Annotated in this window: 25 protein-coding genes; 17 read left to right on the top strand and 8 right to left on the bottom strand. The window is 67.0% G+C overall.

Annotation, left to right across the window (positions count from 1 at the left end):
• Nucleotides 1–2: 2 nt before the first annotated feature.
• From C7449_RS01390 to C7449_RS01420, 7 genes are all read left to right on the top strand, one after another.
• Nucleotides 3–1,559: a Na+/H+ antiporter subunit D gene (locus C7449_RS01390; RefSeq protein ID WP_108000990.1), complete on the top strand. Its 1,557-nt coding sequence runs from the start codon at nt 3–5 to the stop codon at nt 1,557–1,559.
• Complete coding sequence (locus C7449_RS01395; RefSeq protein WP_108000991.1) at nt 1,556–2,032, top strand: Na+/H+ antiporter subunit E; 477 nt, start codon at nt 1,556–1,558, stop codon at nt 2,030–2,032. Before C7449_RS01390 ends, C7449_RS01395 begins: the two co-directional genes overlap by 4 nt.
• Nucleotides 2,032–2,424 carry a cation:proton antiporter gene (locus C7449_RS01400; RefSeq protein ID WP_108000992.1) on the top strand — a complete coding sequence of 131 codons (393 nt, stop codon included), beginning with the start codon at nt 2,032–2,034 and terminating at the stop codon, nt 2,422–2,424. Before C7449_RS01395 ends, C7449_RS01400 begins: the two co-directional genes overlap by 1 nt.
• Nucleotides 2,424–2,762 carry a monovalent cation/H(+) antiporter subunit G gene (gene mnhG, locus C7449_RS01405; RefSeq protein ID WP_374828281.1) on the top strand — a complete coding sequence of 113 codons (339 nt, stop codon included), beginning with the start codon at nt 2,424–2,426 and terminating at the stop codon, nt 2,760–2,762. Before C7449_RS01400 ends, mnhG begins: the two co-directional genes overlap by 1 nt.
• Nucleotides 2,763–3,181: 419 nt before the next feature.
• Nucleotides 3,182–3,622: a MucR family transcriptional regulator gene (locus C7449_RS01410; RefSeq protein ID WP_108000993.1), complete on the top strand. Its 441-nt coding sequence runs from the start codon at nt 3,182–3,184 to the stop codon at nt 3,620–3,622.
• Nucleotides 3,623–3,835: 213 nt separating this feature from the next.
• Entirely contained in the window at nt 3,836–4,309 is a 474-nt protein-coding gene (locus tag C7449_RS01415; protein ID WP_342588224.1) for a helix-turn-helix domain-containing protein, read from the top strand.
• Nucleotides 4,302–5,141 carry a DUF6456 domain-containing protein gene (locus C7449_RS01420; RefSeq protein WP_108000994.1) on the top strand — a complete coding sequence of 280 codons (840 nt, stop codon included), beginning with the start codon at nt 4,302–4,304 and terminating at the stop codon, nt 5,139–5,141. The genes C7449_RS01415 and C7449_RS01420 overlap by 8 nt, the downstream gene beginning before the upstream one ends.
• A gap of 48 nt (nt 5,142–5,189) precedes the next feature.
• Here the strand turns inward: C7449_RS01420 and C7449_RS01425 are convergent, their stop codons facing one another.
• Entirely contained in the window at nt 5,190–5,609 is a 420-nt protein-coding gene (locus C7449_RS01425) for a SufE family protein (protein WP_108000995.1), read from the bottom strand.
• Between the two features lie 166 nt (nt 5,610–5,775).
• On the bottom strand, nt 5,776–6,198 hold the full coding sequence (locus tag C7449_RS01430; RefSeq protein ID WP_108001394.1) for a DUF5330 domain-containing protein: 423 nt from the start codon (nt 6,196–6,198) through the stop codon (nt 5,776–5,778).
• Between the two features lie 469 nt (nt 6,199–6,667).
• On the opposite strand from C7449_RS01430, the gene C7449_RS01435 reads away from it, so the two are divergent.
• From C7449_RS01435 to C7449_RS01445, 3 genes are all read left to right on the top strand, one after another.
• Nucleotides 6,668–8,269 (top strand): sensor histidine kinase, encoded by a 1,602-nt coding sequence (locus C7449_RS01435; RefSeq protein WP_108000996.1) that lies wholly within the window; start codon nt 6,668–6,670, stop codon nt 8,267–8,269.
• Nucleotides 8,241–9,116, top strand: coding sequence for a peptidoglycan-binding domain-containing protein (locus C7449_RS01440; RefSeq protein WP_108000997.1), 876 nt, complete (start codon nt 8,241–8,243; stop codon nt 9,114–9,116). The genes C7449_RS01435 and C7449_RS01440 overlap by 29 nt, the downstream gene beginning before the upstream one ends.
• A 195-nt stretch (nt 9,117–9,311) precedes the next feature.
• Nucleotides 9,312–9,695, top strand: coding sequence for a DUF1491 family protein (locus C7449_RS01445; RefSeq protein ID WP_108001395.1), 384 nt, complete (start codon nt 9,312–9,314; stop codon nt 9,693–9,695).
• A 169-nt stretch (nt 9,696–9,864) separates the two neighbouring features.
• Here the strand turns inward: C7449_RS01445 and C7449_RS01450 are convergent, their stop codons facing one another.
• A complete protein-coding gene (locus C7449_RS01450) occupies nt 9,865–10,668 on the bottom strand; it encodes a hypothetical protein (protein WP_146165030.1) in 804 nt (267 codons plus the stop codon).
• A gap of 112 nt (nt 10,669–10,780) precedes the next feature.
• On the bottom strand, nt 10,781–11,278 hold the full coding sequence (locus tag C7449_RS01455; RefSeq protein WP_245414254.1) for a YcgN family cysteine cluster protein: 498 nt from the start codon (nt 11,276–11,278) through the stop codon (nt 10,781–10,783).
• A gap of 269 nt (nt 11,279–11,547) precedes the next feature.
• Here C7449_RS01455 and C7449_RS01460 point away from each other — a divergent pair, with 269 nt between their 5' ends.
• From C7449_RS01460 to C7449_RS01470, 3 genes are all read left to right on the top strand, one after another.
• Complete coding sequence (locus C7449_RS01460) at nt 11,548–13,701, top strand: transglycosylase domain-containing protein (RefSeq protein ID WP_245414277.1); 2,154 nt, start codon at nt 11,548–11,550, stop codon at nt 13,699–13,701.
• 187 nt (nt 13,702–13,888) lie between these two features.
• The gene (locus tag C7449_RS01465; RefSeq protein ID WP_108001397.1) at nt 13,889–14,476 is read left to right on the top strand and encodes a DUF1214 domain-containing protein; all 588 of its coding nucleotides are present in this window, start codon (nt 13,889–13,891) and stop codon (nt 14,474–14,476) included.
• Nucleotides 14,469–15,029 carry a DUF1254 domain-containing protein gene (locus C7449_RS01470; RefSeq protein ID WP_108001000.1) on the top strand — a complete coding sequence of 187 codons (561 nt, stop codon included), beginning with the start codon at nt 14,469–14,471 and terminating at the stop codon, nt 15,027–15,029. The genes C7449_RS01465 and C7449_RS01470 overlap by 8 nt, the downstream gene beginning before the upstream one ends.
• A 135-nt stretch (nt 15,030–15,164) precedes the next feature.
• On the opposite strand, the gene C7449_RS01475 is transcribed toward C7449_RS01470, so the two are convergent.
• Entirely contained in the window at nt 15,165–15,359 is a 195-nt protein-coding gene (locus tag C7449_RS01475; RefSeq protein WP_108001001.1) for a hypothetical protein, read from the bottom strand.
• 466 nt (nt 15,360–15,825) lie between these two features.
• Here C7449_RS01475 and C7449_RS01485 point away from each other — a divergent pair, with 466 nt between their 5' ends.
• The 4 genes from C7449_RS01485 (at nt 15,826) to C7449_RS01500 (ending at nt 20,085) form a co-directional block, all read left to right on the top strand.
• Nucleotides 15,826–16,791, top strand: a complete 966-nt coding sequence (locus C7449_RS01485) for a hypothetical protein (RefSeq protein WP_245414255.1) — start codon at nt 15,826–15,828, stop codon at nt 16,789–16,791.
• Nucleotides 16,792–17,043: 252 nt separating this feature from the next.
• Nucleotides 17,044–18,006, top strand: a complete 963-nt coding sequence (locus C7449_RS01490) for a glycosyltransferase family 32 protein (protein ID WP_108001004.1) — start codon at nt 17,044–17,046, stop codon at nt 18,004–18,006.
• A gap of 241 nt (nt 18,007–18,247) precedes the next feature.
• Nucleotides 18,248–19,342 (top strand): glycosyltransferase family 4 protein, encoded by a 1,095-nt coding sequence (locus C7449_RS01495; protein ID WP_108001398.1) that lies wholly within the window; start codon nt 18,248–18,250, stop codon nt 19,340–19,342.
• On the top strand, nt 19,339–20,085 hold the full coding sequence (locus C7449_RS01500; protein WP_108001005.1) for a polysaccharide deacetylase family protein: 747 nt from the start codon (nt 19,339–19,341) through the stop codon (nt 20,083–20,085). The genes C7449_RS01495 and C7449_RS01500 overlap by 4 nt, the downstream gene beginning before the upstream one ends.
• A 115-nt stretch (nt 20,086–20,200) precedes the next feature.
• Here the strand turns inward: C7449_RS01500 and C7449_RS01505 are convergent, their stop codons facing one another.
• From C7449_RS01505 to C7449_RS01515, 3 genes are all read right to left on the bottom strand, one after another.
• Entirely contained in the window at nt 20,201–21,109 is a 909-nt protein-coding gene (locus tag C7449_RS01505; protein ID WP_245414256.1) for an MBL fold metallo-hydrolase, read from the bottom strand.
• A gap of 262 nt (nt 21,110–21,371) precedes the next feature.
• Entirely contained in the window at nt 21,372–21,833 is a 462-nt protein-coding gene (locus C7449_RS01510; protein ID WP_108001006.1) for a cyclic nucleotide-binding domain-containing protein, read from the bottom strand.
• Between the two features lie 48 nt (nt 21,834–21,881).
• Nucleotides 21,882–24,593: an ABC transporter transmembrane domain-containing protein gene (locus tag C7449_RS01515; protein ID WP_108001007.1), complete on the bottom strand. Its 2,712-nt coding sequence runs from the start codon at nt 24,591–24,593 to the stop codon at nt 21,882–21,884.
• Between the last annotated feature and the right edge of the window lie 119 nt (nt 24,594–24,712).

Genomic DNA, 24,712 nt, shown 5'->3' on the forward strand with positions numbered 1-24,712 from the left:
AGATGGCCACCCCCGCAGCTTCCGCGATCGATCTCTCAAAGGCGCTGGTGCTGGCGCCGGCGCCGCTGGACTCCTGGCTGGTCGTGCTGCCGGTCGCCTGGTGCCTGCTTGCCGGCGCCGTTCTCCTGATGCTGCGCAAGAAGGTCGCCGCCCAGCCCTTCCTCGCCGTTGCCGCGCTGCTCGTGCTCGTCGTCCTCGATGCGCTGCTGTTGTGGACCGTCGCCACGGGCGGACCCGTCACGATGGTCATGGGCCGCTGGCTGCCGCCGTTCGGCATCGCCTTCACCGTCGACCTCACCGGCGCGCTGTTCGCCCTGACTTCGTCGCTGATCGCGCTGGCGGGGGGGCTCTATGCGGCCGGCGACATCGGCGCCTCCGGCCGCCGCTACGGCTTCTACCCGTTCCTGCTGCTGCTGATGGCCGGCGTCTCCGGCACCTTCCTGACCGGCGACATCTTCAACCTCTATGTCTGGTTCGAGGTGCTGCTGATCGCCTCCTTCGGCCTGCTCGTGCTCGGCTCGGAGCCGCGGCAGATCGACGGCGCGGTCAAATACGCTTTCCTCAATCTGGTCGCCACGACGCTGTTTCTGATCGCCGTCGGCTATCTCTACGGCCTGTTCGGCACCCTCAACATGGCCGATATCGCGGTGAAGGCGGCGGAACGGCGCGCCGAGCTGCCGCTGATGGTGCTGGCGACCCTGTTCGTGCTCGCTTTCGGCATGAAGGCGGCGGCCTTTCCGGTCAATTTCTGGCTGCCCGCCTCCTACCACACCCCGCGCATCGTCGTCGCCGCGCTGTTTGCCGGGCTTTTGACAAAGGTCGGCGTCTATTCGCTGGTCCGGGTGATGGTGATGCTGTTCCCCGTCGAGGGCGAGGCGCTGAGCTTCGTCGTCGCCGCGGTGGCGACCGCGACGATGATCTACGGCGCCCTCGCTGCGATCGGCCAGAGCGACATTCGCCGGCTGCTCGGCTACCTGGTGATCTCCGGTATCGGCGTGATGCTGGCCGGGGTCGCCGTCGGCGGCCCGGGCGGGGTCGGCGGCGCGCTGTTCTACGCGCTGCATTCCATGGTGGTGATGACGGCGCTCTACATGGCCGCCGGCGTCGCCGGCCGGCTGGCCGGCACGTTCGACCTGAACGCCGCCGGCGGCCTCTACGGCAAGGCCGCCTATTTCTCGGCACTGTCGCTGGTGCTGTTCCTCGCCGTCGCCGGCATGCCGCCGTTCTCCGGTTTCTGGCCAAAGGTGATGGTGGCGAAGGCTGCGATCGACATCGGCGCCTGGTGGCTGGCGGCTGCCGTCCTCGGCTCGGGCTTCCTGACGACGATCGCCGTCGGGCGGGTCTGGACACTCGCCTACTGGCGGCCGTCCGCCCGTTCCACCGTCATCGACGCGGCGCCCGGCGCCAGCGCGCTCGTGCCGCTGTCGCTGCTTGCGGCCGTCTCCGTGCTGGTCGGGCTCTTCCCGGACCTGCTGCTGACGCAGATCCAGGCGGCGGCGGCCCTGCTGTCGGAGCCCTCGGCCTATGTGAATTCGGTGTTCCCGGAGGCTGGGCGATGACGGTTCTGATGTTCACCGCGGTTGTGTTTTCGATCGTCTGGGCGGCGATCACCGGCAGCCTCTCGCCGCTCAACCTCGTCCTGGGTTTCCTGCTCGGCCTGCTTTCGCTGTGGTTCATCCGGCGCGATTTCCGGGGCAGCCGCACCGCCTTCCGGCCGCTCCGGCTCCTGTCGCTGGCCGTGCTGTTCGTCAAGGAACTGGCGCTGTCGGCCTGGCGCGTCGCCGTGCTCGTCGCAAGGCCCAGGATGGACCTGAAGCCCGGCATTCTGGCCTTCCCGCTGACGGTGGACCGCGACATCGAGATCACTCTGCTCGCCAACCTCATCACGCTGACGCCCGGCACCCTGTCCGTCGACGTCTCCGAGGACCGCCGCTTCCTCTATGTGCATGCGCTCGACTGTTCCGACCCGGTCGGCACCAAGCGTGACATCGCGGCCGGCTTCGAGCGCAAGATCCTGGAGGCCCTTCGCTGATGACCGCGCACGCCATCGTCCAACCCGCCGCCACCTTCGCGCTGTTTCTGATGTGCCTGGCGTTCTTCCTCACCGCCTACCGGGTGATCACCGGGCCGACGCTGCCGGACCGCATCGTCGCACTGGATATGCTGGTGGCGATCGCGATCGGCTTCCTTGCCGTCGTGGCGATCAAGACCGGCTTCAACCTCTATGTCGACATCGCGATCGCGCTCGGCCTCGTCGGTTTTCTCGCCACCGTCGCCTTCGCGCGCTTCGTGCTGACGCAAGGAATGCCGGAGGACGAGAAGGACCCGATGGCCGCCTCGCCGCGCGCAGGATCGAGACGCGCAGGCGAACGCTCCGTGGCCCAGCGCACCGCCAGACGGAAGACGCGGGGGAGGGCACGCTGATGGAGATCCTTCTCGCCCTTGTTGTCGCCGCCATGCTGGTATCCGGCGGCATCTTCACCTTCCTTGCGGCCGTCGGGGTGGTGCGCCTTCCAGACGTCTATACGCGCATGCATGCGGCCTCGAAGGCCGGCACGGTCGGATCCGGCCTGATGCTGATCGCAGCCGGCCTCTACGCCGGCGAATTCGCCACGCTGGCGCGCGCCTTCGCCGGCTTCGTCTTCTTCATCCTGACGGCGCCGGTGGCGGCGCATCTGGTGGCAAAGGCGGCGCACCAGGCCGGCTATCGGCTGTCGCGCCGGACCGTCTGCGATGAAATGCGCCTTCCGCCCAAGAAGTGAAGCCGATGTCGTCGTAACGACGTCGGCCCGAGTTCGAACGTTTCACCCCAATTGCGGCATGTACGACACGTCACTTTCTGATCGCCAAAATATTATTGGACTTTAAGGCGAACAATGTTATGCCAATTCAAGTAAAGCATTTGCATTGAATTTGCCTACGTGGTGAACTCCAGTCTAAGTTGCGGCCATTCTGAAGTGCTTCTTATAAGGGGTAGTGGTGGTCAAGCTTTGGATGCGATAGGGCGCTCCGGAAACGGAAGTAATATTAGCGCTTAATGATATCGGTCCCGCGAGGCGCATCCTTTGACGGATGCGGACAGTTCACTCAATCGATGCAATGTAAGCTTTAGCAAGCATCGCAGTTTGGTTCCGCCTGTCACCGGAGTGACGGGCGGTTCGTCCGACAGGAGAAGAAGAAAATGACCGAGACTTCCGACGGCAACGGCTCAAATCTGCTGGTCGAACTGACCGCCGATATCGTTGCCGCCTATGTCAGCAACCACGTGGTGCCGGTATCCGAACTGCCGGCCTTGATCTCTGACGTTCACGCTGCCCTGAACAACACCTCGCAGCCGCAAGACGTCGTCGAGGCGCCGGTGCAGACCGAAAAGCCGAAGCCCCCGGTGCCGATCCGCAAGTCCATCCAGCACGATTACCTGATCTGCCTGGAGGACGGGCAGAAGTTCAAGTCGCTGAAGCGGCACCTGATGACCCATTACGGCATGACGCCGGAACAGTATCGCGAGAAGTGGGACCTGCCGGCGGACTATCCGATGGTCGCTCCGTCCTATGCCGAGGCGCGTTCACGCCTGGCCAAGGAAATGGGCCTCGGTCAACGCCGAAAGGCCGCCAAGAAGTAGGCGCCAGGTTCTGGGGGAAGGCTCCGGACAGTGACCGGGTCGCGGTGGCGACCCGGTTTTTTTGTGTTCAGACGAAGGAAAAAATGCCTATTTTGGGGACGCTCGCCTAGAAATCCTGTGCAATATCAAAGCGAGACTTGCCGAATGTGCTTTACTCGTCCCCGCCTCCTCCGTAGGGTATATGAATAAATTCCTATAAACGGAGTGAGTGCCATGCCTGACAGCCGCCCATCCGCTGCACCGACCCGGCGCCGGACGCCGAGACCGTTCCGCCCCCATGGCACCGGCCGGTTGCGCGCCAGGCGCAGCCGGTTGCTGGCGCTTGCGTTCAGCGGCGCCGGCGTGTTCCACCGATCCGAGCCGACGCCGCGCTCGGTCTGCCGCATCGTCCGCCAGCTGGTTGCCGAACTGCTGCTGCTGTCGAGCGAGCGGGCGCCCGGCCGGCGCGAGCGCCGCCGTCCCGCCGCCCATGTCCGCCAGATCGCCATGTATGTCTGCCACGTCGCATTGCAGATCCCGCTGGCCGAGATCGGGGCGGCTTTCGGGCGCGACCGCACCACCGTCGGCCACGCCTGCAACGTCGTCGAGGACCGCCGCGAGGACCGGGCCTTCGATGACTTCGTCGCGACCGTGGAGCGCATCACCCTGGCGGTGTTCGGAACGACGGGGGTGATCGACCATGAATGAACCCAATTGCCTGCCGATCCCCGCCGCCAGGCGCCCGCTTGCGGCGTTGCTCCGCTTCCTCGTCGCCGCCGGCGGCGAGGTTGCGGTCTCGGGGGACGACCCCGTGCATCTGCGCTGCGGGCAGGGCCGGACGGCCGCCGTCGACCGGTCGACTGTCGCGGCGGCGATCCGGCTCGGCCTTGCCGTGCAGCGTGGCGAGACGTTGCGTGCAGCGACACAGGCCCGCAACCACCTGAAGCGGCTCTTGGCCGGCGGTGACGCGTTCCAGGACCAGCACCGCGACCTGGCCGCCCGCAGCCTCGACACCGGCGCCGGCCGCCAGATGGTAAGCATCAACCGGCTGGAATCACCGCTTGCGGCCCTGGCGCGACTGAAGGACAAGGCCGGCGCGGCCTTTCTGCCCGAGCAGGCGATCGCCGCCGGCGAGCGGCTGGGGCGCGATTTCACCCGCGCCGGCCTGCAGCCGCGTCTGACGATGGCCTGGGAGCCGCGCCTGGCGAGCCGCGCCAAGGGCGAGATGGGACAGGCGCGCGAAATCTCCGACACGGCGGTTGCCGCCCGCCTGCGGCTGCAGGCGGCGATCGAGGCGATGGGCCCGGAGCTCGCCGGCGTTGCCCTCGATGTCTGCTGCTTCATGAAGGGGCTGGAGGCGGTGGAGCGCGAACGACAGTGGCCGGTGCGCTCGGCAAAGCTGATGCTGCGCGCAGCACTGATGGCGCTATGGCGCCATTACGAGCCCGAGCGGCCGGCCGCGCGGCGCCGCCACGTGTGGGGCGCCGAGGGATACCGCCCCGACATGGCAGCTCGCTTCGGCAATGGGGATTCCGGCTGAATGGCACGAGGCGCGGGGCGGCGTGACGAAACCGCCGCTTCGCCTTGCTCAGGCGGCTACGCGGACGGTCGCTTCCTCGCGGATGCGCTTGACCATCGAGCGCAGGCCGTTGGCGCGCTGCGAGGAGAGATGCTCGACGAGGCCGATCCGGTTGAACACGTCGAGCGCGTCGGTGCGGGCGATTTCCGAGGCGCGCTTGCCCGAATAGATGGCGAGCACGATCGCCACCAGGCCGCGTACGATGTGCGCGTCCGAATCGCCTTCGAAGGTCAGGACCGGATCGCCGCCGCCGTCGGAATGGGTGACGAGCCAGACCTGGCTTGCACAGCCCTGCACCTTGTTCTCAGCGGTACGCTTGTCGTCGCTCAGGTCGGGCAGCGCCTTGCCGAGTTCGATGACATAGCGGTAGCGATCCTCCCACTCGTCGAGAAAGGTGAAGTCGTCGATGATCTGCGCTAGGTCCGTCATGGCGTGTCCGATTTGTTGCTGCCTGAGATATAATGCAGCCGGCCGCGGATTTGAACCGTCGGCATCGATTTGCCGCCCGCCGGAACGGTTCTGACGGGCAGCGACACGTCTGCGGCATCCTCGTGGCAGTTGCGGGACAAACAGCCCGGGCAGATGGCCGCAGAAACTACAGCGCCGGGTCGGGGCGGCGCGAGGGAACGGCGATGGTGCCAGTGACGACGGTGTCGGCAGCCTCATCCTCTGCCGCGGCAGCCAGCGCCGGCAGCGGCTGGTCGAGCGCGGCCCTGGCCGCATCGGACTCTTCGGCCGGGTCTGCAAACTGCGAGTCGAGCAGCTTGTAGGCGACGCGGGCGCCTTCGCGGGCCCGGTGGCCGAGCGCCACGAAGGTCTCGGCACCCTTTTCGCACACGTCGGGCTTGTGCATGCAGATCGCGGTGATGTAGCCGACCGCCTCACTCGCGGCGCTGAACGTGTCGCCGATCTCGACGGTCGGACCGTGCTCGAGCGTCTTGGCCGCGTCGGTGTCGAACAGCGGCAGCAGCACCAGCACCAGCGAGAACCAGAACGCTCCCTTGATCAGAAACCACATCGCCTTGCCCATCCTCTGCTGCCCGATCGCTGCAATCAGCTGTCGGAGGCGGCGCGGCTCTTTGCGGCCGCTGCCGTTCGTTCATTGATGCGACAATAGCGGTTACAGGAAAATGGCGCTTTGCGGGAATCACTCGGGTTTTCCTCAAATTTGCATAAAATTTGAACGTTCCACCGTCGCTGGGCATTTTGCGCGAATTTTAGTGACCCCCGTTAAGCATAATGGCGGCGCCGCGTGGGCAAGGGCCCTCTGTTTGCGGCTTTCTGCTTCGAAGGGACTTGCCCAAAAGGTTAATGCGAACGGGAAAATGCCGCATTTTGAAGCGCTTACCCGCCGTTAACCACGAAATTCAAATGCCGCCCGCGTCGCTTTGAAACAGCCTTTTCCGGGCCATTCGAGCCCGTTCCGACGGGAAGCGTTTATCCTTTTCTAAGCCGGCGATGCGATTCTGAGGCCGACATAAGAACGAATGACGGCAGGGTATTGCGTGCGTTTTCTCAATAACATCGCTGACCGGATGGCGGCCTCCGCGGCCTCTGTGACGGGTGACGCGTGGACGTCCGGCGCCTCGGCGCCGGCGGGCCTGCGGGCGATCCTCCTGACGGCGCTCGTCGCCATCCCCGTCCTGCCGCTCGCGCTGACCGCCGTCATGCCGGCCTCTGCGGCCCTTCCGGCCGGGGCGTCGCTGGCGGCCGCCGGCGGGCTTCTGGCGACGGCAGCCTCGGCCGCCCTCGGCCGGCGCCGCGAGCGGCGTGCCGCGCATCAGGCCGCCGTGGCCGACCCGCTGTCGGACGCCGTTCCCTATGATCTGTTTGCCGGCCTCGTCACCCTGCACGATCCGCGCGGCCATGTGACCGCCGTGCACGGCCGCGACCGCCACGCCATGCTTTCTTCGATGCGCGACCCGCTCGGCCGGGCCTTCATCGACCAGATCCACGTCTCCGACCGGCTCGGCTTCCTGCAGGCGATCGACCGCCTGCGCCAGGGCGAGGCCCATGTCAGCGTCGACATACGGCTGGAGCAGCGCCGCTTGGCCGAGGCGGGCGAACAGTTCCTGCACGTGCGCACCGACATGACGGCGATCCGGGATGCGGCCGGTCTGCTGGCCGCCATCGTCGCCCAGTCGCGCGACATCTCCGCCGAGGCCGAGCTTCGCAGCGACAGCGCCCGCAAGGCCGCCGAGGCGGAATCGGCCAATGACGCCAAGACCCGCTTCCTCGCCGCCGTCAGCCATGAACTGCGCACGCCGCTGAACGCCATTCTCGGCTTTTCCGACATTCTCGCCGGCGAGTATTACGGCCGGCTGGAGAACGAGCGCCAGCGCGAATATGTCGCCCTGATCCACCAGTCGGGCGGGCACCTGCTCTCCGTCGTCAATACCATGCTGGACGTCAGCAAGATCGAGGCCGGCCGCTACGAGCTGGTGCTCGAGCCCTTCGCGGTTGCCGACAGCGTGCGGACCTGCGAGCAGATGCTGGCGCTCCAGGCCCGCCAGAAGGGCGTGCAACTGACGAGCCGGGTGCCGCATGACGTGGGCGAGGCGATCGCCGACCAGCGCGCCCTGCAGCAGATCCTGATCAATCTCGTCGGCAACGCCGTCAAGTTCACCGACCGGGGCGGCATCGTCACGATCGACGCCGCCCGCGTCGGCGACGATCTGGTGCTCAGCGTCAGCGACACCGGCATCGGCATCCCCGCCGAGCAGCTCGACCTGATCGGCCGCCCCTTCGTCCAGGTGCAGAACCAGTACACCCGCAAGTACGAGGGCACCGGCCTCGGCCTGTCTCTGGTCAAGGGCCTGGTCGCGCTGCACGGCGGCAGCATCGCCATCCGCAGCAATCCGGGCGAGGGCACCCAGGTCACCGTGACCATTCCCGCCGACGGCACCGGTGTCGCGCAGTCCGGCGCGCGCTCCACCGCCACCTTTGCTGAGGAATTCCCGCCGCGGCTGTTTCCTCGCGCACGGAACGATGCGATACCGATGCGGCTGAAGGAGGGGCGCGGCCCCGACGGCGATGAGGGTAGGGACGAGGACCGGATTTATGACGGCACGCGCGCGAAAACAGCCTGAGCGGGGCGGCCGCGGCCGCAACACCCGCAAGCGGCAGGCGAGCGGACCCGGCATCGTCCAGCGCTCGGTCCTGGCGCTTGGCGCCTTTGCCGCGCGCCATCCCTCGGTGATCGGCGGCGGCGCCGCCTTCGCCGTGGTCTTTTCCTTCGTCGCCGCCAATGCGCTGTGGTATCAGCCGGGCGGCCATCCCTCGCCGATCCTGAAAACCCGCTCGGCGCAGAATTCGCTGGGCTTTTCGGCGCTGCGCAAGCCGCCCGCCGACGTCACCACCTTCGTCATTGAGAGGGAGGGCGATGCGGGCACACGAACCGCTTCGCAGGCTAACCAGCCGTCCGAACTCGTCCTCGATATCCAGACGCAGCTGGCGCGGCAGGGTTTGTATGCCGGCGATCCGGACGGGCGGTTGAACGGGGAGACGGTCGCCGCCATCCGCCGCTTCCAGGAGCAACGCGGCCTTGCCGTCACCGGCGAGCCGGACACTGCGCTGCTCACCGCCCTGCATGGCAACCTGCCTGCCCAGATCGCGGTGCTGCCGACCGAACGGCCGGTGCAGGAGGGGCGGGCGAGCGACAGCGAAGGCATCGATCCGATCGCAGCCGCCATTCGCGCCGCCGAGGCCGACCCGGCCATGGTGCCGGCAAGGCGCCCGGCCGCCCCGAGCGATCTCGTCATGAAGATCCAGAAGGGATTGAGCAACATCGCCTATGCCGACATCGTCGTCGATGGGGTCGCCGGCGAGCAGACGCGCCAGGCGATCCGGGCCTTCGAGAAGCACTATCGCCTTCCGCCCACCGGCGAGCCGAACGAACTGGTCCTGAACAAGCTGAAGGAGATCGGCGCGCTTTAGTGTTCGCCGCCATTCTCATCTGCCCCGGTTTGGGTCTTTGCTCTTTCGCATGCTGCGAAACAGGCGCACTCTCGGAACCTTGCTCCTGCGTGCGTCAAAAAGGTTTGAAAATGGGCGGCATCTCTCGCACCTTTCCATCTGCTCAGGCCCAAGATACGGCCTGCAGAACATGCACCTGAACGTGTCTTGACCCTGATGCGCCTGAAGTCCGAAATTTTCGCCTCGGCCCTGGTCCGCAACGTCTTCGCCCGCGGCGATTTCGCAGCGATCGAGCGCAAGGGCGCCGCCGAAGGCGGCGCGGTTTTCGTCCGGCAGTCGTTCCGGGACGGGACCGAAACGCTTTATGCGCCGGCGCCGCAGAGCTTTTTCGACGATGAGGACACCGGCAAGCGGCTGTTCGAGCTGCGGCTCGAGCGCCAGACGCGCGACACCGTGTCCGAAGCCCTTGCCCGCGAGATCCGTTTCGATCCCGATCTCTGGATCGTGGCGCTGGAGACCGACGAGATCGGCGACCTGATCGAGCTGGGGCAGGGGGACCGCGAGCGCGACGATCCGCTGGATTCGCTGTTCCGCAGGTGAGCACTCAGGCGCGGCATGTCCCTGCGATAGACGGCTGCCGATCGCCGCCGGAGCCCGTGCCCATCACTGACACGAGCCGGCGGCCGCTACGCCCAACTCCGGCGAGGGGCGTGCGCAGGCCCATCGCCGGGAACGACCCCGCAACGTGCGGGGGGAGGGTGGATTTGCGTTACGGCCCCATCCGGTGCGGCGGCATCATGAAGCGCTCCAGCGTCTCTCGCTGCCCCGGTTCGAGGACGGCTTCGAGCTGTGCCTTGGCGGCCTTCAGACGTTCCGCCTTGACGGCGCGGTCCTCGGCGCGGGCGATGATCCGGTCCAGGATGTCGGAGGACCGCATGCCGTCCGGCCGGGGCGCACCGCCCGAGCCCTGCATCGGCGCTTGCTGCCCTGTCATGTCGGGCGGTGCCTGCTCGGCCGCGCCGGGCGGCGTCTCCGCCTGGTCCGGGCCTGATGCGCCCTGTTCCATCATCTCCTCCTCGGCTGCATCGGCGGCGGCCTCGCCGGGCCGCAGCGGCATTGGCGTGACGAAATCGATCAGGGCAGCGGTAAATGTGCGCCAGGCGTCGAGCTGGCCGGTTTTGATCCCGGCTGCCTGCTCGGCCCCGGCAAGGCGTATCGCCAGCCATTCGCCCCTGAGGCGGCCATGCCAGCGCGCCGCGCGGTCTCTTTGCCAGCCCGGCGCATTCATGTGGCTGCGTTCCATGCCGTCGCGGTTCTGGTCACGCCCCATCGGATCGCCGCCCTGAACGTTCGGGCGCTCGGGAGGGCCCGAGTCCTGGGCATGCGCCAGGGGCGGCACAGCGGCGAGCGGAAGCGCCAATGCCAATGCCAGCGCAAATGTCGTCCGCAACGCTCTGGAACGGTTCTGGATAACATCGCTTATCATGTCTTCTCCCTTCGGCGTCCCTTCGGAAAAACGACAATAGGTTGCAGACGTGTCCGGCATAAGGCCTGCGCCGCCGCCGCCCTTCAAGCAGGATGACTTTTCCGTGATCGCACACTGCCGCCCCGTGGGGCAGCGGATCGTCCATCTATCGTCCGCCTGCCTTGGGGTTCGGCAGGCAGATGGCTGCACGACACAGAGTCTAGCGGCCGCTGCCCTTGCCCACCTCAAGCGGCCAGGTCACGAGATAATCCTCGTAGTCGTCGATATCGATCCCTTCTTCGCTGACGGTGCGGCCGCGAACGGAGATGCCGGCCTGATGGACGGTGTCGCGATCGCCGGAGACGAGATAGTGCCACCAGTAGAGGTCCTGACCGTCCCGGACCAGCCGGTAGGCGCAGGTCGGCGGCAGCCAGCTGATCTCGTCCACCGATTGCACCGTCAGCCGGATGCAGTCGGGCACCGTCGCCTGGCGATTTTCGTAGTCCTTGCAACGGCAGCTGTGGTCGTCGAGCAAGCGGCAGCGGATCGAGGTCCAGACCACCTCGCCGGTGTCCCAGTCCTCCAGCTTGTTCAGACAGCAAAGCCCGCAGCCGTCGCACAGGCTCTCCCATTCGCCGTCGGACATTTCGGCCAGCGTCTTGGTCCGCCAGAACGGCAGATCCTCTTGCATTTCCTCGGCCGGCGGAACCTTCCGCATTTCGTTCTTCGCGCTCATGCCCGTCAAGTGGACCCCGCAGGGCCAAAGGTCAAGCAAAAGCGGCAGCACGGGCCGGACGGCCGCCGCCCATGCGCGCGCGGCAGCGGCAAGTGCTCGCCGGACGCTAGTTGAGCGGTTGCGGCTGGCGGGGTGGGGGCGGACGAAACCATGTTGTTTTATCGTTCGCGATTGCCTGATATCGTCGCGACCGCGACCAGCATTTCGCCCGCGGTCGAATGAGGGAAGAAGTCTTGCAGGACCAGGATCAGTTGCCCGAGGAGCAGCCAGGGAGCTCGCCGGCGGAAAGGCCGCGTCGCCGGAAACGGCACTGGCTGCTGCGCATCGATTCCTGGATCGATTCCACCGTCTGGAACGCCGGCTTCCGTCTCGCCGAGCTCTGGGAAGAGATCACCATCTTCTTCCGCCGCTTCCATGTGAAGGGCTGGAGGCGGGCCCTGTTCGAACTTGCCGGCGAAGGCATGAACCTCGGCACCGCCGGCTTCGTGCTGCTGCTGGCGCTGGCGCTGCCGGCGTTCGAGGAGACCAAGGGCGACTGGCGCAACAAGGGGGATTTCGCCGTCACCTTCCTCGACCGCTACGGCAACGAGATCGGCCATCGCGGCATCATCCACGAGGATTCCGTGCCGATCGACGAGCTGCCGGACCACCTGATCAAGGCGGTGCTGGCTACCGAGGACCGGCGCTTCTTCGACCATTTCGGCATCGATTTCCTCGGCCTTGCCCGCGCCATGACCGAGAATGCGCGTGCCGGCGGCGTCGTTCAGGGCGGCTCGACGCTGAGCCAGCAGCTCGCCAAGAACCTGTTCCTCAACAACGAGCGGACGATCGAGCGCAAGATCAAGGAGGCGTTCCTGTCGCTGTGGCTGGAGGCGAACCTCTCCAAGAAGGAAATCCTACGCCTCTACCTCGACCGCGCCTACATGGGCGGCGGCACATTCGGCGTCGCGGCCGCCTCGCAGTTCTATTTCGGCAAGGACATCACCGATGTCGACCTCGCGGAATCGGCGATGCTGGCCGGCCTGTTCAAGGCGCCGGCCCGCTATGCCCCGCACGTCAACCTGCCGGCGGCGCGGGCTCGCGCCAACGAGGTGCTGACCAATCTCGTACAGGGCGGGATGATGTCGGAGGGACAGGTGATCGCCGCCCGCCGCAACCCGGCCAGCGTCATCGACCGCCAGGAGAAGACCGCCCCCGACTTCTTCCTCGACTGGGCCTTCGACGAGGTGCAGCGCATCGCGAGACCCTTCGGCCAGCACTCGCTGATCGTGCGCACCACCATCGACACCGGCCTGCAGGCGGCCGCCGAGGAGGCGATGGAGACCAGCCTGCGGCAGTATGGCGACAGTTACCGCGTCAAGCAGGGCGCGCTGGTGATGATTGAAAACGGCGGGGCCGTGCGCGCCATGGTCGGCGGGCGAGACTATGGCGAAAGCCAGTTCAACCGCGCCACCAAGGCACTGCGCCAGCCGGGTTCGTCGTTCAAGGTCTACACCTATGCGGCGGCGATGGAGAAGGGCAAGACGCCGGAGTCGACCATCATCGACGCGCCGATTACCTGGCGCGGCTGGTCGCCGCAGAACTACGGCCGCAGCTATGCCGGCCGGGTGACGCTGATGACGGCGCTGGCGAAATCGATCAATACCGTGCCGGTGCGCCTCGCCAAGGATTTCCTCGGCACCGAGGCCATCGCCGACATGGCCAAGGCCATGGGCGTGGAGACACCGATCCGAACGGACAAGACCATGCCGCTCGGCACCTCCGAGGTGACGGTGCTCGACCAGGCGACCGCCTATGCAGTCTTCCCCGCCGGCGGAGTACAGACCCGCCGGCACGGCATCACCCAGATCCTCAATTACAACGGCGACATTCTCTACGACTTTGATCGCGACGAGCCGGCGCCGAAGCGGGTGTTGTCGGAAACCGCCAACGCCGACATGAACCGGATGCTGGTCACCATCCCGGTCAATGGCACGGCGCGGCGGGCCGCACTCGACGGCGGCATCGTCACCGGCGGCAAGACCGGCACTACCCAGGCCTACCGCGACGCCTGGTTCGTCGGCTTCACCGGCAACTACACGACGGCGGTCTGGTTCGGAAACGACGACTATACCTCCACCAACAAGATGACCGGCGGCTCGCTGCCGGCGATGACCTTCAAGCGACTGATGGACTACGCCCACCAGGGCATCGAACTGCGGCCGATCCCCGGCATCGACAACCCGCTGCCGAGGCCGAAGGCGACGGAAGCCGTCGCAAGCGCGGCAAAGTCGGAGGACGCGCTGCCGCCGCTCGTGCGGCCCCGGACGCTGTCGGTCGGCGCGACGAAGCTGTTGCGCGAGATTGGCCGGGAGTTGCGCGAGGCCACGCCGCTTTCGTCGGGCGGACGGGTCGCGGCGCTCTGAGCGCTGTCGGATGGTGCCAACCGGCCGGCCGCCGGCGGCGGCCCCCACCGGCACACCAGAGCTTTCGGCCGCTGCAATCGAGATGGGAATCGATTTCGGCGCGGAATCATGCAAGGTTCTGGCGGGCGCGTCCGGACGGGGGTCTCTCCGGCCAGCGCCTGCAGTCAAGTCCAACCGGAAGGCCGCCTTGTTCCGAATTCCCCTTCTCGTCGCCCTTGCCCTGGCCATCACCTTCGGCTGCGGCACGCTCTCGGCTGTCTGGGCGCTGAAGGCGACGATCGGCTTCGGATCGATCGCGCTCGGCCCTTGGGTCGCCTTTCCGAACGCGCAGACCGACCGCGCCGACCCCTATGCAAAGGCCCACCGGGCTCGCGACGGGGCGCTGTTGTTCGGCAGTGCCGAGGGGCTGATGTTCCGGGCCTCGCATGACAGCAACGGCCGGACGCTCTCGGGGCGCTGTGCCTACGACATCGTCGGGCTGACGCCGCCCGCCCGTTTCTGGACACTGCACGCCACCACACCGGAGGGAAGGCCGCTGCCGCTTGCCTCCGTTCTGCCGGCCGGGCTCAATTCGTGGACGGTCCTGCGCGGTGCCGACAACAACGCCACGATCCATGTGGCGGCGTCGGCGCGGCCGGGCAACTGGCTGGCCGTCGCGCCGGACCAGCCGTTCCGGCTGGTGCTGACGCTGCTCGACACCCCGACGGCCGGCAGTTCCGGCGTCATCGACCTCACCATGCCGGCCATCGTCCAGACGGAATGCAGCGATGCGTAGCGTCCTGTTCGCCGCCGTGGTCGGCCTTCTCGGCGCCGCCGCCCTCCATATTCTGATCGTCCTTGCCGTTCCGGGCTTTACCGGCAATGACGCCTATACCCGGATCGCCAGTCTCGGGGACGTGCAGCGCTTCTATCCGCTGCCGGCGGCGCCGGCGCGCAGCGGCGCACCCTTCAGCGACGATCCGGCTCTTCGGATCGCAGTCTGCGCGCTGTCGATCGCCGAGCGTCCGGTCCGGCTGTATGCGCCGGACACGGTACCGTTCTGGTCGCTCGGGTTGTTCGACCGGGCCTCGAACGAGGTGTTCAGCATGAACGACCGCACTTCTGTCGGCGGGGCGCTCGACGTGGTGGTGGCGACGCCGGTCCAGTTGAACGCGATCCGCAAGGCGCTGCCGGCGGAGCTTTCGCAATCGATCCTGGTCGAGATGGCAGACCAGGACGGCTATGCGGTGCTGCGCACCTTCGCGCCGACCGCGACCATGGAGGAGGGTGCCCGCGCCTTCCTGGCCGATGCAGGATGCGAGACGATAGACACCGGCGCGACGGAGTGAAGCGCTCACGCGACTACTGCAGCGCGACCCCGATGGAGGCATATTGTTCTGGAAATACCGCGTCCGGACGGAATGTGCGACCGTATAAAGACCACGTGCTGCCACCGCCCTCCTTTTGGGGCGGTGGCCCAGAGACTAGCGCCGCGCGTCCTGCCCGGCCTCGCCGGCGCGAAGGCTGGCGTCGCGGGCCTTGGCTGCGATCATTGCGGGCGTCAGGCGTTCGTAGCGGACGCCCGTGAAAAACAGAACGGCGGCCGGGGCTTCGTGCCATACCCTTGCCCGTCGCGGCCGGCGCCTCAAACGTTCCTGCAATCGTACCACGTCTGCCATTCTCGCCTCCTGATCACGAATCGAGATGGTCCAGCCCAGTTTCCCTGGCCCGTGCCACGGATCCCGACCTCGTTTTGCGGCTCTGTAACGCAGTACTCTCATCGCCGCAGTCGGACATTGAACGGGTGACGGCATTGAAGGTTTCCCCGGCGGGGAAAGAAATTCGCGCCGCCTCCATCCAGGCATTCGGTGCATCGCACCTTGCCTTTTCGATGGCCACGAACCCGTCGCAGGCCATCGCGCGCATGCGGGGAACATAGCACGGCGCTGCGGTTTGCCCATGCCCCTCCCACGCTCGATAGGTAGCGTCAATACGGTTAACATGTTGCTAATTCTTTTCGTCTAATTGTCGGCGATCAATGGTTTCAAGCGGCGGTGGTTCGATGCGAACCGCCGCAGACCTGCCGCATCCGAAAGCCGTAGGCTCGGCATGGGCATGGCTGCTGTCGCATAAGAGTGGTGCGTCGTGGGGGACAGGTTTCGCGAGCTGGAAAGACCGCAGGGCGGCCGGCAGAAGGACATTGTCCTGATGGCCACCGTCACCGGCTTCGAAAGCCTCGCCCGTCCGTCCCGCACCGACCTGAAGCAGTTCCACGACCTGTTCGTCGCCACCTATCTGGCCTCCAGCGACGAGGCCCGCCGCCAGGCGGTCGCGGCGCTGTCGCAGTGTCCCGTCGTGCCGGAGCCGACCGCACTCTTCATCGCCGGCCAGCCGATCGCGGTCGCCGCGATCTTCCTGACGCGCTCGCCCGCCATTTCCGAACGGACGCTGCTTGAGATCCTGCGCACCGCTTCGCCCGCCCATGCGCGGGCCATCGAGCGGCGCGACAATCTCACGCCGAAGATGATCGAAAGCCTCGTCGGGCTGCATCAGGCGCACCGCAGCCGGGCCGTCGGTGACGACGACCGCGCGCGGGCCGAACGCAGCCGCCAGGCACGCGAGGAAGAGCTGCGCGATGCGATCCGGGCGCTGGCGCGCGCGCAGGCATCACAGGCGGAAGCCCCCTTGCCGCTCGCCGCCATCGGTGACGTCCATCTCGCCCTGATCGTCCGCTTCGCCCGCGCCGGCGAGACCGGCATGATACCGGTCGTGCTGGCCGATGCGCTCGGCGCCAGCCAATGGCTCAGCGAACGCATCCTGCTCGACCTTTCCGGTCGGCAACTGGCGACCACGCTGGTGGCGCTGCAGGTGCCCGATCGCGACAGCAAGTTCGTGCTCGCACGTCTCTATCCGCATCTCGCCGCAGACGATGCGACCGGCAGCCGCGCCGAAGCGCTGCTTGCCGAACTCGAGCCCGCTGCCTGCCGCGAGCGCGTGGAAAGCTGGCGCCGCGCCGACGCCTATACCCGCCAGGACCTGCCGCGCACGGCCGCCAATACCGACAGCCGCGGCACCACGGGCGACTGGGGCAGGGGCAGCAAGAGCGCTTAGCCAGACCGTGTCCAAAGTTGCATCTAAACCATGCGATGGCGACGGGGTGGCTGAACGATGGCGAGCATGCGCATGGATGCCTGCCTTGATTCTGCAGCGGTGGTGCAAGGCGCGGTAACAGGCTTGGCCGGCTGCGGGCGCAAAGCAAACGCTGTCGGCCCGCGCAGCCGAGCTTGCCGTTGACGCCGGTCCGTCTTCCGCGCTAGCCCATTGCGGAGACGTGCCGGACCGGCGGCCGGCGATGGGGTGGCCATGGCGGACAAGGACAGCTTCAAGGCACGGCTGAAGGAGGCGGAAAGCCTTCGCGATCAAGGCCGGTTCGATGCGGCGCTGGCCGTGCTCGAGGCGATCGCCGCTGATCCCGAAAACCGCGTCTTCGGGCCGCTGACGGTGCTCGGCCTGCCGCGCCAACTGCATTCCGCCTATCTGAAGATCGCCAAACGAATGGGCGACCCGGTCCGCCGGATCGGTTTGCAGCACACCCTCGTTCCACCGCCTGAGGTTTTGGCAGTCCACGGCCGCTTCTCCGCCGCCGAGCGCACAGAACTGGCCGAGGCCGGGCGGCAGCCGGTGCCGCGCATCCTGCACCAGATCTGGATCGGCCCGGCCGAGCTCCCGGCCTCGACGGCCGCCTGGGCCGATCACGCGGCGCGCCACGGCTACGACTACCGGCTGTGGCGCGAGGCTGAGCTTTCGGCTGCCGGCATGGACGAACATCCGGTCTTCAAGGCGATGGTCTCGATCGGCGACATGCCCGGCGCCGTCGACGTCGCCCGCTACCTCGTCCTGCAGCAGTTCGGCGGCATCTATCTCGACTGCGACTGGTATCCGGCCCGGCGAGATCTGGGCTTCCACGACCGCCTGCCGCTCGTGGGGCTGTCGGCGCTGGCGGAGAAGACGCCGCGCGACCTCGGCTCCGGCAGCCTGCTTCTGACCAATTCGCTGATCGCGGCGCCGGCCGGCCATCCGGTGTTCCGGCGCATCCTCGACGCACTGCCGGCGTCCGCCGCCGCCCTGCCGGGCGCGCCGGCCTGGTGGTCGACCGGGCCCTTGCTGTTCAGCGTCATCTGCCGCGGCGGTGCGGTGACGATTGCCGATGCGGATCTGGTGGCGGGCGAACTGCCGCGCCGGGCGCCGTTTTCCGCCGTACAGGCTCTGTGCGAAACGGCGGAGCGGCAGGACGGTGGCCTGCTGGTGGCGTGGAAGTCGTGGTAGCAGCCGGCGCCGGCACGCGCTGAATTCCCCGCGCCCCGGTCAGGTGCTGCATCTTTTCGCCAGCGGTGGCCCGGTGGAGGGATGAAGGGCGAGCGAAGGGCGGCCGTGCGTGCAACTGCCTGTTCGCCTCGCAGACGTCCGGCACTTCTTCCGCGTGAAGGGCCATGGGCAAGCTTATCGCTTGCGCATATTCTTCTGCCATTGTTCCGTTTCCCGCCCCGATGCCGTAGAGCGGTTGATGATGAAGATCGCCTTCCATTCCCCGCTGAAATCGCCCGATCACCCGGTTCCTTCCGGTGACCGGCTGATGGCCAGGCTGCTGGTCGACGCGCTGAAGCGCGCCGGACACGCGGTCGAGGTCGCCTCGCAACTGCGGAGCTTTACGGCCGATCCGGAGGGGAGGGACCGCGCGCTGATCGAGGCTGAAGCGGCGGCGGAGATCGACCGGCTCGACGGTTTGTGGCGGGCCGGCGGGGTGCCGGACGTCTGGTTCTGCTATCACCCCTACTACAAGGCGCCGGACCTGATCGGCCCGACGCTGGCGAGGCGCTTCGGTCTCGCCTACGTCACCGCCGAGGCTTCCTATTCGGCGCGCCGCAACCAGGGAATCTGGGCGAACGACCAGGCGCGGCTGATCGAGGCGGTGCGCGGCGCAGCACTCAACCTCTGCTTTACCCGGCGCGACCGCGACGGCCTGGCCGCGGCTGCGCCGGAGGGCCGCTACCTGCTGCTGCAGCCCTTTATCGACCCTTCGGCCCTTCTGGACCGGGCGCCGCAGCCGCAACCGGGCCGTCTCGCCGCGGTGGCGATGATGCGGGCCGGCGACAAGATGGCGAGCTACCGCATGCTGGCGGCGGCGCTCTTGCAACTGCAGCATCGGCCATGGACGCTGTCGGTAGTCGGCGACGGGACGCTGCGCGAGGAGGTGCGGGCGCTGTTTTCGCCGCTGCCGCCGGAGCGGATCACCTGGCACGGCCAGAGCAGCGCGTCGGAGATCGCCGCCATATTGAGGCAATCGGCGCTCTATGTGTGGCCCGGCACCGGCGAGGCCTATGGCCTGGCCTATCTCGAGGCGCAGGCAGCCGGGCTTCCGGTCGTCGCACAGGCGGTGGCCGGCGTGCCGGAGGTGGTGCGCGACGGGGTGACGGGCCTGCTGACGCCGGCCGGCGACGTACATGCCTTTGCCGTGGCCATCGAACGGCTTCTGGCAAACGAAGGCGAGCGACGTCAGATGGCCTTGGCCGCGCGCCGCTTCGTGGCCGAGGAATGCTCGATCGACCGGGCCTCGCTGCGACTGGACGAAGCGCTGAAACGCCATGTGGGGGGAAGCCGATGAGTGTAGACGCAGTCTGGCAACCGCTTCTGGACGAACTCGACCGCTGGCGGGCCGCGGGGCGGCAGGCGACGTTCTGGCTGCGCGACGACGACGCCGTCGAGCCCACCGCCGCCCTCGACCGGCTGCTGGACCTGACGGCCAGACACGCCGTTCCCACGGCGCTTGCTGTCATTCCGGCCTTCACGGGCGAGGCGCTGGCCGACCGGCTCGCCGAGGCGCCGCATGCCGAGGTGATGGTGCACGGCTGGTCGCACGAGAATTTCGCGGCCGAGGGCGAGAAGAAGCAGGAGCTCGGTGACCATCGTCCCGCCGACGTCGTACTCGCCTCGCTCGAAAAGGGCCTCGTCCGTCTGCGCCAGCTTCATGGTTCGCGCCTGTCGCCGGTGCTGGTACCGCCCTGGAACCGGATCGCCCCGGCGCTGGTGCCCCGGCTCGGCGGGATCGGTTTCCGCGCGCTGTCGGTCTACGGCCCCGAGAGGAATGCCGGCCTGCGCGCGATCAACACCCATGTGGACGTGATGGACTGGCGCGGCACGCGCGGCGGCCGGGAGACGGCAGTGCTGGTCGGGGGCATGGTCGCGCGCCTGCGGGCGATCGAGGCCGGCCATGGCACGCTTGGTCTGCTCACCCATCACCTCGTTCACGATGCGGCGGTATGGACCTTTCTGGAGGGCCTGTTTGAACGGACGGCGCACCATCCGGCCTGCCGCTGGGCGCCGATTTCGGCAATTCTCGGCGACTGAGGCTTCGACGCGCGGCCCCGATCGACCTCCGGCTGATTGAGACCGCGCGGCAGCCGGCCGTGGCAAGGTCCACGCTTCTGGAGGAAAGTGGGCGCTGAGAGTTCGGGATCCGGGCCTAGGCGGCGACCGTCGCATATTCCAGCATCTGGCCGTCGCGGGCCGAGAAGGCGTTGGGGAACTCGGCGGCGGCGAGGCGGTCGATCGCTTCGAGCTCGGCGTCGGAGCGCCATGGGGCATGGTGGATGAAGGCGATGGACCTGGCATTGCCGGCCCTTGCCAGCCGGATCGCCTGCTGCCAGGTCGAGTGGCCGAAGCCACGGAAGACTTCCATCTCCTCGTCGATGTAGCAGCAGTCGTAGATGAACAGGTCGACGTTCTCGATCAGCCGCAGCACCTCGGGGTCCAGCGTGCCCGGCACATGCTCGGTGTCGGTGATGAATGCCACCGAGCGGCCGCGCCATTCGAGCCGGTAGCCGATTGCGCCGCCGGGATGGTTGAGGTTGCCGGTGCGCACCGTGATGCCGCGGCGCGGCTCGAGCACGTCACCGGCGCGGAAGTCGCCGAAGGTGAGGGAGGCTCGGCAGATCCTGGGGTCGACCGGGAACCATGGCGGCCGCATGAACTCGCACAGCATCTCGCCGGTGGTCATCGTCCCCGCCAGGTGCCCCGACCAGATCTTGATGGCGCATCCGGGGTCGTAGAGCGGCTTGAAGTAGGGGATTCCGATGATGTGATCGTAATGGCAGTGACTGAAGAAAAGGTCGACCTGCCGCACCCCTTGGGCCTTCAGCGCCATGCCCGCCGGGGGTATGCCGGAACCGGCGTCGAACAGCAGGATGTCGTCGCCGCAACGGATCTCGACGCTTACCGTGTTGCCGCCATACCGGCTGAACTGCGGACCCGAGACCGGGATGCTGCCGCGCGTGCCCCAGAATTTCACCGACAGCGTGCCGTTGGCGCCACTCGGTCGAGGAGGGGCTTTTGTCCGGTGCCTGGCCTGCGGTGGCATTTCCAGCAAGTTCATCTCTGCCCGACCTCGTCGAGTGCGCCGGGGCGACCGGGGCTTCTATCGCGCCCAGCCTTCCATGGTTCCAAGCGGTGCCCCAGGTACAAATGGTGCGTCAAGCGTAACGAATGCGTAACCTTTTTGCGAGTGCCAAGTTGACGCGGAAAATTCACGCCCTTCGGATGCACCATGTTCAACGTTCGGGCGTTCGAAACGTTCCCGCAACCGGGCGGCCCATGCGGTCGCCGCTCCCGGGCCGTTTCGGCCTTGTCGGTCTTCATCAATCCGGCTTCCGCGCCCGGGCCCGCTCGTCGGACAGATCAATGGTGGTGCGGCTGAGGCGGTCGGCGAGCACCCGCACGATCTCGATGGTGATTTCGGGAAAGTCGGTCAGCAGCTTGAGGAAATGCTCCTTGCTGATCCGCAGGGCCTCGAGATTGGTCGCTGCTTTCACGGTGGCGGTTCGCGACACGTCGCAGAGGATCGCGATCTCGCCGACGATCGAATTGTCCTCGATCTGGGCCACCTTGATCTGGCCGCCCGGCGTCTCCACCAGGACGTCGGCCTTGCCGGTCAGGATCACGTAGGCGGCATCGCCGGTGTCACCCTGCCGGAACAGGGTCTCGCCGATCCCATAGGTCACCCGGTCGGAGGTGAAGGCCAGAAGCTTGAGCTTCGTGGGGTCCACGCCGGCAAACAGCGGCACCCGCCGCAACATCTGTACCTCGTCCTTCAGAAGCATGATCTCGTCCGTCCCCCGGTCTGGTGGCGCTTGTTCGATATATTTCGATTATGACACCAATTCCCTGAATGTCGCATTGTCCGCAAGGTCGGCATGTTTGCCGTCTCCCACGAGCTTGCCATTGTCGAAGATCAATACGCGATCGAAAAGATCGGTCAGCGTGGTGTTGGACAGGACCCAGACGACGCCGGGCCTCTGCCCCTTTTCTTGCAAAAGCTCGAGCGCGTTGCGGCAGACCTGCTCCTGCAGTCGGGCGTCGAGCCCCGGCAGTGGCCGGTTGAAGACATAGAAGTCCGACCGCCGCAAGAGCGCCCGGGCCAGGTTCAGTTTCTGGCGCTGAACCTGGGTGAGGCGGCGTCCGCCGGCGCCGAGGTTGAAGTCCAGTCCGATCGACAGGACCTGGTCGTAGATGCCGGGTTCGCTGAGCAGCGAGATCACCATGGCACGCACCCGCTCCGGGCCGTCGGCCTGGCGGTGGCTGACGCGACCGAACAGAACGTTGTCCAGGATGCTTGCCGACGCCGTGTAGCTATCCGGATCGTAGCGCTCGATCGCGCCCTTCATCGTGTCCGGCATGCCCTCGTGGAACTGGCGGCGCGCGTCGACGATCTTGGCCATCAGCTGATCCGTCAGGAGGCCGAAGCGGTGCCGCGGCTCGATATAGGCGAAGCTGAGGCGGATGATGTCGTGCTTGTCGTCCTCGGTGGTCTCGGAAAAGTCCTTGCCCTTCAGCCTCTGCAGCAGTTTCTGATAATACGGGAGGTCGTCCGGGGTCATGAAGGTGAGCTGCTGGAAGAACGGGTGGTCCGGCGGCAGCCCGGCAAAGAGCTCGACCGCGTTCTCGGCGATCTCATAGCCCATCCGGTAGAGAATCCGATCGAGGCCGTTGCGGCTGACCACGTCAACGAAATACGGGTTGCGGCCGATGGCGGGGCCTGTCAGCTCCTCGCCGATCGCGGTGCCGAACAGCAGGTTCTCGCCAACCGTGGCCTCGATGTTGTAACGGTCGGGTTCGAACGGCACGACGAGGTTGCTCAGGCCTGCCTTGTCCAGTTCGTGGCGGAGGGTATGGCACAAGGCGACGATGTGCGCGGCCAGCGCTCCATGCGAGCGCGGTGTGATGGTGGAGCGCAGCGCAAGTTCGAGGATGTCCCTGGTCAGGCAGACGCAGTCGAGGACGGCGGCGATCGAGGCGAAGAGGTCGTCCGGGCCGGTCGCGCCCGCCGCCTCGTAGTCGATCCAGTCGCCGTGGATGTCGAGATCCGGATTGCCAGCGGCCCGCGCCTCGCTGATCTCCCACTTGCGGGTGGCCTTGTGGTCGTCGTCGTACTCGGGGACCCGCAACGGCGCGTGCTTGAGGCCGTAGAGCAGGTTGTCGCACAGCGAGCCGAAGAAGAAATAGCCGTCCGAGGAGACATAGGTGATGCGGCGGCCGGCCACCGATTCCGGCAGCTCGAGCAGATCGGTCTTGCCCACCGTGAGGCGCCCCGATTCCGGCCACACGATCCGGCCGAGGGCTTCGGCCAGCGCCTCGCCGCCGGCCGCCGCCCCGCCGATGATCGCGGTGAACTCGCCCCGCGCGAACTGGATCGACAGGTGCTCCAGCGTGCGGGCGCCGCTGTCGTCGGCAACCGTCAGGTTGATCGCCGAAAGCGGTCCGTCGAGCGGCGCCGTCGCTTCGAACGACACCGCCTGGATGGCGGGGTCGATCAGGTGGTCGACCTTGAACTGCTCGACCACCTGGGTGAACTTGACCTGGACGTCCTGGCGCGCCTGGTCCCAGTCGATCAGTTCCTTCAGCGGTCCCGGCAGGTCCTTGTAGGCGGCGATGACGGCGACGAGCTGTCCGATGTCGAGCCGCCCCTGCAGCGCCAGGTAGCCGCCGATCAAGTAGAACAGGAACGGCGTCACCGAGGCCAGGAAGTTGTTGATGAACTTGACCAGGAATTTCCACTGGTAGAGGTCGTAGCGGATCTTGAAGATCCGCCCGAGCCGGCTCGCGATGTCGGCGCGCTCGAGGTTGGACGTATCGAAGGCGTGGATCGTGCCGATGCCATCGACGATCTCGCTGACACGGCCGGCCAGTTCTCGTGCGGTCAGCTGCCGCTCGCGCCCGAGAATCAGCAGCCGGCGGCGCATGCGCGGAATTACCACCGCCTGTACGGCGACGATGATGCCGGCGATCATGCCGAGCCAGACGTTCTGGACGAGGATGAAGAACAGCGCCGTCGCCGCCTGGCCGCCGAGCAGGGCCGGGGCTACGAAAGCGTCGCCGGTGAAGCCGCCGAGCGGCTCCACCTCGTCCTTCACCATGCTGGCGATCTCCGCGCCCTTGACGCGCTTGAACTGAGCAGGCGGAAAGCGCAGCACGCGGTCAACGAGTTCGAAGCGGATCCGCCGCAGGAGGCGCTCGCCGAGGCGGCCCTTGTAGGTGTTGATGTAGAGCTTGAACACCCCGTTCACGACGACCAGCGCCAGGAAGACCAGGCTGAGCCCGACCAGCATCTGCAGGCGGTTCAGCTCGACGCCGGGGAAGAACACGACATTGCCGAAGAACGGCAGGTCGTAGGCGATCCGCATGAAGGTCTGCGTCGCCGCCTCGCCCTCGAAGCCGTGGCCCTGGATCGGGCCGTTGACGATCTGCTTGGGCAGGTCGAAGGACAGGAAATAAGGGATCATCGAGGCCGCGACGACAAGCAGGATCCATAGCTGCTGCTTGCGCGTGTGCGTCCAGATGTAATGGGCCAGGCCTTTTTCCATCAACCGTTCAGACCGTGCAGTTTGCAACGAGCCGCGTCCGATGGCGCGTGCCCGGGGCCGGCGCCCACGTGGCGTGAAGCGGCACCGTCACGATCTCGAACCGCGATATGGGCATCGCG

Origin of the sequence: Mycoplana dimorpha (assembly GCF_003046475.1) — a bacterium.
Taxonomy (GTDB): Bacteria; Pseudomonadota; Alphaproteobacteria; order Rhizobiales; family Rhizobiaceae; genus Mycoplana; species Mycoplana dimorpha.